6 protein-coding genes and 1 pseudogene are annotated in these 6,798 nt (G+C 39.0%); 5 read left to right on the forward strand and 2 right to left on the reverse strand.

Annotated elements, in window-relative coordinates; genetic code table 11:
* Positions 1–12 precede the first annotated feature (12 nt).
* Complete coding sequence (locus tag AW165_RS15815; RefSeq protein ID WP_002114134.1) at positions 13–1,167, reverse strand: LysM peptidoglycan-binding domain-containing protein; 1,155 nt, start codon at positions 1,165–1,167, stop codon at positions 13–15.
* A gap of 122 nt (positions 1,168–1,289) precedes the next feature.
* On the opposite strand from AW165_RS15815, the gene def reads away from it, so the two are divergent.
* The 4 genes from def (at position 1,290) to AW165_RS15835 (ending at position 4,699) form a co-directional block, all read left to right on the forward strand.
* Positions 1,290–1,820 (forward strand): peptide deformylase, encoded by a 531-nt coding sequence (gene def / locus AW165_RS15820; RefSeq protein WP_060466373.1) that lies wholly within the window; start codon positions 1,290–1,292, stop codon positions 1,818–1,820.
* A 43-nt stretch (positions 1,821–1,863) separates the two neighbouring features.
* Entirely contained in the window at positions 1,864–2,289 is a 426-nt protein-coding gene (locus AW165_RS15825; protein ID WP_002114087.1) for a DUF2946 family protein, read from the forward strand.
* A gap of 72 nt (positions 2,290–2,361) precedes the next feature.
* Positions 2,362–4,443 (forward strand): TonB-dependent copper receptor, encoded by a 2,082-nt coding sequence (locus AW165_RS15830; protein ID WP_060466374.1) that lies wholly within the window; start codon positions 2,362–2,364, stop codon positions 4,441–4,443.
* A 49-nt stretch (positions 4,444–4,492) separates the two neighbouring features.
* Positions 4,493–4,699 (forward strand): hypothetical protein, encoded by a 207-nt coding sequence (locus AW165_RS15835; RefSeq protein ID WP_005804745.1) that lies wholly within the window; start codon positions 4,493–4,495, stop codon positions 4,697–4,699.
* 67 nt (positions 4,700–4,766) lie between these two features.
* On the opposite strand, the gene AW165_RS15840 is transcribed toward AW165_RS15835, so the two are convergent.
* Positions 4,767–5,981, reverse strand: a complete 1,215-nt coding sequence (locus AW165_RS15840) for an oxygenase MpaB family protein (protein WP_060466375.1) — start codon at positions 5,979–5,981, stop codon at positions 4,767–4,769.
* An 87-nt stretch (positions 5,982–6,068) separates the two neighbouring features.
* On the opposite strand from AW165_RS15840, the pseudogene AW165_RS15845 reads away from it, so the two are divergent.
* Positions 6,069–6,639, forward strand: a pseudogene (locus AW165_RS15845) (TetR/AcrR family transcriptional regulator).
* Positions 6,640–6,798: the final 159 nt, after the last annotated feature.

Raw genomic sequence — 6,798 nt, forward strand, 5'->3', positions numbered from 1 at the left:
GTACATCCAGCATTAATCATTAAAGCGGGGTGGCTGAATGCTTGAACCAACTTTAACTGGTAAATCGCTTTCTAATACGTAGGCATAACTCAACTGATCAAAAGTTCTAAAGACCATCAGACTACCAATTTGTTGTCCTGGTAACTGTATTGGTTCTTTGGTTTTAGGATCTCGAATGGTTTCACCTTGTTGTGTAATATCAAAAACTTGTCCTACTTGAATACCTTGTGCCGTACCGCGATCTAAAGTCACCACACTATTTTTGGCAGCAGTACCAATTGAACCCATTACACGAATAATTTTGCCGCCGTCCGTCACCTGAGTGGCATCCACCGGATAAAACAAAGTAGGTAAGGTTGCTTCTTCTTCTGGCATCACCCGATCACCACGACGTACTTCAGAATTGTAGCTATCAGTTAACTCAAGCGTGGTAATGTCTTTTTCAGAAGAGATCGCAATCCCTGAGGCAACTTGTTGCAGCTCAATACCTAGACTATGCTTTTTACCTTTACTGTCTGTGAAATAATAAGGTTCGCCTTCACGATAAACTGCATAACGTTGACCATCAATTAAACCTTGTCCGCGCGCATAAATAGTCTGACCTTTGGCCGCCAGTACACGTTGATCGGCAGTACCGACTACATAAGGAGTGTGTTGAATTGCATCGATAGGTAGAATAGTGCTGTGTTCTAACCATTGTTTGATATGCTCAAGAGGAATAACAGGTACGTTATTGTTAAGTGACTCCACACGAACTTGAGGTTGTAAATTTGTCATTTGGCCTGTGTAACGGCGAATAATGCCGACACAGCCATCTCCTTCATCTTTTCCAACCAATGGACGGCCATCTAAACTACACAGCAGTAATCGATCACCAGGATAAATCCAGTGTGGATTTTTGACATGCTGATTATTTGCCCAAATTTCAGGCCAGCGCCAAGGTTTACTCAGAAAGTGACCGGAAATATCCCATAGCGTATCTCCTCGTTTTACAACGTAGACATGTGGTGCATTACTTTTAAGAGAGGGTGGATTATGGTTCGGACTAGCAGCATAAGTCTCTGCTAACGTACTGAATGCAACCCCTGTAAAAAGTGCCAAAGCAAGTAAATGCTTTTTTATCCCCAAAGCATGAAATTGAACCATGCCGTCAAAAACCTTTTTCATTATGATAATTCCTAAAAATTATGCGTGCAGATGCGTTATAATAGGCGGCTAACACACAATTTTTCGATGAAGTATTTCCTTCATTTGGTTTTTCAATCAATGGCATAAGTGAGGACGTCAGTATGGCCTTATTACCTATTTTAAGTTTTCCTGATCCCCGTCTTCGTACCATTGCTAAGCCTGTTGAAGAAGTTACTGATGAAATTCGTCAACTTGCAGCAGATATGCTTGAAACCATGTATGCGGCACCAGGTATTGGTTTAGCAGCTTCTCAGGTCGATCGTCATATTCAGCTTATCGTCATAGATTTGTCTGAATCTAAAAATGACCCTATGGTTTTTATTAACCCCAAAATAACTCCACTGACAGAAGATAAGCAGCAGTACGAAGAAGGCTGCCTATCGGTGCCACAAATATACGACAAAGTTGAGCGCCCGTCACGTGTGAAAATTGAGGCAATTAACCTTGAAGGTCAAGCATTTGAGTTAGAAGCTGATGGACTTCTCGCTGTTTGTATCCAACATGAAATGGATCACTTAAATGGCAAATTATTTGTGGATTATTTGTCGCCACTTAAACGTCAGCGTGCTCGAGAAAAAGTCGAAAAAGTTGTTCGTCAACGTGAACGTGAAAAAGTTGCAGTAAAACGTTAAAAATTTCTATTCTTGAAACATTAATGTAGTGTGGATGTGATTTTTGGTTTTTCGTAGTGGTTTACTGCTTGCATGTGCAGCAGTATTTTTACAGGTCGCGGTATTTCTACAGCCGCTATTACCGAAGCAGTATCAAATTGCTCCGGTCTGTGAAACTATTACCCTCGCTTTGCTTAAACCTAAAGCACAGATGGAAACCATGTCACATGCCATGCATTCACATCATGAACATCATATTGAACAGGCACAAGCCTCTGGGCAACATGATCATCATGATGCAAATCACCAGTGTCAATATTGTACCGTCTATGCCAATCTGGTTTTGCCACCTGAATTTGGCGTAAAAGAAGTTTTAGTCCGCATACAAGTCCGCTTAGTCGCTTATCAACAAGCATTTAGACATGTCTACTTTGCACTACAGCGACTTTTTCTACTCCCACAAGGGCGTGCACCACCTCTATTTGCATAAATAAAAGCAATTTTTTGTTGGGGTCTTAACTGGCTTCGATATCACTTTATTTATGTTTTAGAGCGTATAAAAATGCCACATTCTAAATTTTTACTACAACCTTTATGGGTTGCGATGTTTGCTGTCTCTCATTCGGGGCTAGTTTTTGCTAATTCAGAAAAAAATGATGCCGATACTAAAGCGCTTCACTCATTAGCACCTATTGTTGTTACAGCACAACAAGGCAACGATGCAAATGGCTTGATTGTACATGCAGACCCGAAACAGCCAATTCAGCCTGTGCCTGCTACAGATGGTGCAGACTACCTACAAAGTATTATGGGTTTTAACTCAATACAAAGTGGTGGAACTAATGGTGATGTGACATTCCGAGGTATGTTTGGTTCACGCATCAAAATTCTAACTGATGGAACTGAAAATTTAGGTGCATGCCCAAACCGTATGGATGCTCCAACTTCTTATATTTCACCAGAAAGTTATGATCGTATTTCTGTCATTAAAGGTCCGCAAACAGTTCAATATGCCAATACAGGTTCTGCTGCAACAGTGCTTTTTGAACGTCAGCCTGAGAAACTCACCTCTGAAAAACCTTATCGCGGACAAGCGAGTGTTTTACTAGGTTCATATGGACGTATTGACCATAATGTTGAAGCAGCAGTGGGCGATGAGAAAAAATATATCCGTTTAAATGCCAATCGTTCAGAATCGAATAGTTATCAAGATGGTGACGGTAATACCGTGCCGTCAGCATGGAAAAAGTGGAATGCTGATGTAGCACTTGGCTTTACTCCAGATGAAAACACGTGGGTGGAACTCACTGGTGGAAAATCTGATGGTGAATCGCTTTATGCTGGACGTTCAATGGACGGATCTCAGTTTGCGCGTGAAAGCTTAGGTCTGCGATTCGAAAAGAAAAATATCACTGATGTCATTAAGAAAATTGAAGGGCAGGTGAACTACAGCTATAACGACCATATTATGGATAACTTTAGCTTGCGGCAGCCAGAACTAAAGCATGATCATGAAACTCATGAAATGTATCTAGATAAATCAGCTATGCAAGTAACGCGTAGAACACTAAATTCACGTTTAGCCATGACTACTGAATGGAATAAATGGAGTTTGATTACAGGTATAGATTCTCAATTTAATAAACATGGTGGAAGCATGTCTTCACCAAAAATGAATATGCCGTTTAGTCAAGATATGCGTTTTCAATCATATGGTGCTTTTGGTGAGCTTGGTTATCAATGGAGTGAAAACTCAAAGCTGGTGACAGGTGCACGACTTGACCAAGTGAAAATTGATGCGCTTAAGCTCAATGTTGACCGTTCAGAAACTTTACCTAGTGCTTTTATTCGTCTGGAAAATCAACATCCGGAACATGATGCCAAAAGCTATATTGGTTTAGGTTATGTTGAACGTGTCCCTGATTATTGGGAGTTGTTCAGTACTGCACATGGTAATTCAGGCATGTTAAAGCCTACTTTTAATGATTTGGATACTGAAAAAACATTACAGTTGGATCTGGGTTTCCAGCAACAACATGGCGCTTTAAATACATGGGCTTCTGTTTATGCAGGTTTGGTGGATGACTACATTTTAATGAGTTATCACCATCACCCAAGTACTGGAATGGGTGGGCATGATATGAGTCATGATATTACTGCGGGTGCCAAGAATGTCGATGCAACCATTGCAGGTGCGGAAGCGGGTATTGGATATCAATTTACCGATCATATTCAGGCAGATTTGAGTGCGATGTATGCATGGGGTAAGAACACCACAGATGACAAACCACTACCTCAAATTTCACCTTTAGAAGGTCGCTTAAATATTCGCTATGTGGCTGATAAATATAATTTAGGATTATTATGGCGAGCGGTTGCTGAGCAAAACCGCGTGAGTCTACATCAGGGTAATATCGTGGGATATGACTTAAAACCAAGTAAAGGTTTTTCGACTCTTTCTCTAAACGGAAGTTACAACCTTCGTAAAGATATCGATGTCTCTGTTGGTATCGATAACGTATTAGATAAGACCTATACCGAACACTTAAATAAAGCAGGTAGTGCAGGGTTTGGATTTGCGAGCGAAGAGCAGTTCAACAATATGGGAAGAAATTACTGGGTTCGTATGAGCATGAAGTTTTAATAAGCCGTAGCGAATGAACTGAAAATATTAATTTAAAGAGAGAAATGAAATGACTGATAAATTATCACCTGAACAGTCTTGGTGGGGATGGAAGTTACTTATTGTGGCTTCTATTCTGAGTTTATTGTTTATGATTGTTTTTTACTTGGCGATCAACAATGAACCTGACTACATGCCAAGTCAAAAAAAGAAGCAGATGACGGAGTCACACGAGCAAATGAATCACGCTGAAATGCACAGTTCATCAGCTCAATAAGTTCCTTAATATTTGAAAATGGAAGTCTAATTAACGGGCTTCCATTCTTGTTTTTAAGTTTTAAAAGTTATTGATGCATACTCGCTAAGGTTTTTGCCTTACCTTGATTCTGATAAAGCGTTAAGCCAAGTTTCTGTATATTACGGCCTGATTTGGATAAAAACTTTTCAACTTTTGGTGAAAACTTCGCGCCATTATAAAGTAGTGAATTACGCACAATTAGATAATAAGCAAACCATGAGGCAGACTGCTGAGGCAATCCGAGTAGTTTCATTCTCTTCTTCCCAATAAAAAATTGGGTAAGTTCTAAGTGTTGTCGATAAGCAAGCTTCTGCTGCAGAGAGCGTAAATGCAGATATTCTCTCTCAAAAGGCTCTTTAGATAAGCTTGATCCTAACTCAACACTGCTGTGATCGGAGCGAGGGTGAGCAAACTGCATCCAATAAAGTAACCTCCAACCCTCAGATTCAGATTGAATAAGCCATTTTTCATCAATACCCATCAACCAGCCAACATAACGCCAAAAATGTAAAAAACTCTTGGCTTCTTGTTTGGTCGGCCATACACCTAAAGCTCTAATACCGAGTAAAACTACACTGCTAAAAGCCAAATTAGTCATTGCTAAATCAAATTGATTAAGTGGAATTCCCCAAACTTCACTATCCCAACGATCAGACTTTTTTAATTGTCGGCGGACGAGTGCATGAATAAAGCGAACATAAATCGTTGATATAAAACCTGTGCTTAGACGCTCAAGTCCTTGAGGTTCAGTAATATCAACCCACCATTTTGTAGTTTCAGCTAAACGAGTACCCGCCTGTTTCTTTAATGCACCCGTTAAAATTAGCGGCTGATTAAATCCCGGATATAAATATCCCACCATTAAGGATAAATCTCTAAGAATAAAACCATTATTTATTCCTAAACGATGAGTAAATTTAACAGCCTCATCAATTTGACGCTGATCTAACCATTCAGGCTTTTGCTCAATGCAATTAAAGAAATTTTCTAACTCAGTAGGTACACGCTCAGATAGGTTATCGCGGCCTTGAAATAATATCTTCTCAAAAATCATGCGGTGATCTTTGGGATTTTGCATAACCCAATCAATCACCTGATCCATTTCAATATCCCCTTCATAAAGAGCATGTTGTAAAGACATATATTCCGTATAGTTTGGTTGTACAGGTTTTTCACAGCAGATATTTAAAAACTGAGTAAAAAAATTGCTGTCTTGCATGTCATTAAAAGAAGCAAGTCGAGTCGGGCTAATCATTTGCATATCGTTACTTACTTATTGAACTGAATAATAAATAGGCTAATATGAATAATTATTCGCATTCAATTCGCATTTAACGAATAAAAAACGATGAGAAAAGCCCCACAGCAACAGCGTTCAAAAATTATTGTTGACCATATTTTAGAGGCGACACAGCAGTGTATCGCCCAGTATGGATTACTACATACGACGACGCCTAAAATTGCAGAGAAATCTGGAGTAAGTGTTGGGTCGATTTACCAATACTTTGAGAATAAAGATCAAATCATAGAAGAACTATTGCGCCGTAAAAGCGAATTGCTGGGGCAACAACTTAAAGAATTAGTTGTGCAACAAGGAAATATTCCTTTAGAGCTGCTCATTCCCTTAGCAATAGAGTTGGGATTTAATGCATTAAAAGCCGATCATGGATTTTTTATAGAAGTGCTGAAACACTGGCATGACTATAGTCATTCGCAAGCTGCTCAGATTTTAGAAAAGCATTTTTTTGAAGTAGGGCTATATACATTCAGTAGAAATCCTCATCAGTGGGACTTCGAACAGGTAAAGTATAAATCCTTTGTAATTATTAATAGTACGCTTTTTACGATGATGCGTTATGTAAGCCAGAACAATTTTCTTATCTCAGAACAACAACTTAAGCGAGAATTATCGAGCATGATACTGGCTTATTTAAGTCAAAAATAAAAAATTAAAATAATTATTAATATAAAACAATAGTTTAATGTGTGTTATGGTTTAAAAGTAAACGCTCAAGTCATTAATTTTTAATTTTCGCTTGCAAAGGGTTATGAATGGTCTATAATGCACATCCATCGGC

The sequence above is a fragment of the Acinetobacter sp. LMB-5 genome, from assembly GCF_001541635.1.
Taxonomy (GTDB): Bacteria; Pseudomonadota; Gammaproteobacteria; order Pseudomonadales; family Moraxellaceae; genus Acinetobacter; species Acinetobacter pittii.

Excerpts from the sequence above, each read along its gene's own strand:
- AW165_RS15815 (WP_002114134.1), bottom strand. The coding sequence starts at position 1,167 with ATGAAAAAGGTTTTTGACGGCATGGTTCAATTTCATGCTTTGGGGATA.
- def (WP_060466373.1), top strand. The coding sequence starts at position 1,290 with ATGGCCTTATTACCTATTTTAAGTTTTCCTGATCCCCGTCTTCGTACC.
- AW165_RS15830 (WP_060466374.1), top strand. The coding sequence starts at position 2,362 with ATGCCACATTCTAAATTTTTACTACAACCTTTATGGGTTGCGATGTTT.
- AW165_RS15835 (WP_005804745.1), top strand. The coding sequence starts at position 4,493 with ATGACTGATAAATTATCACCTGAACAGTCTTGGTGGGGATGGAAGTTA.
- AW165_RS15840 (WP_060466375.1), bottom strand. The coding sequence starts at position 5,981 with ATGCAAATGATTAGCCCGACTCGACTTGCTTCTTTTAATGACATGCAA.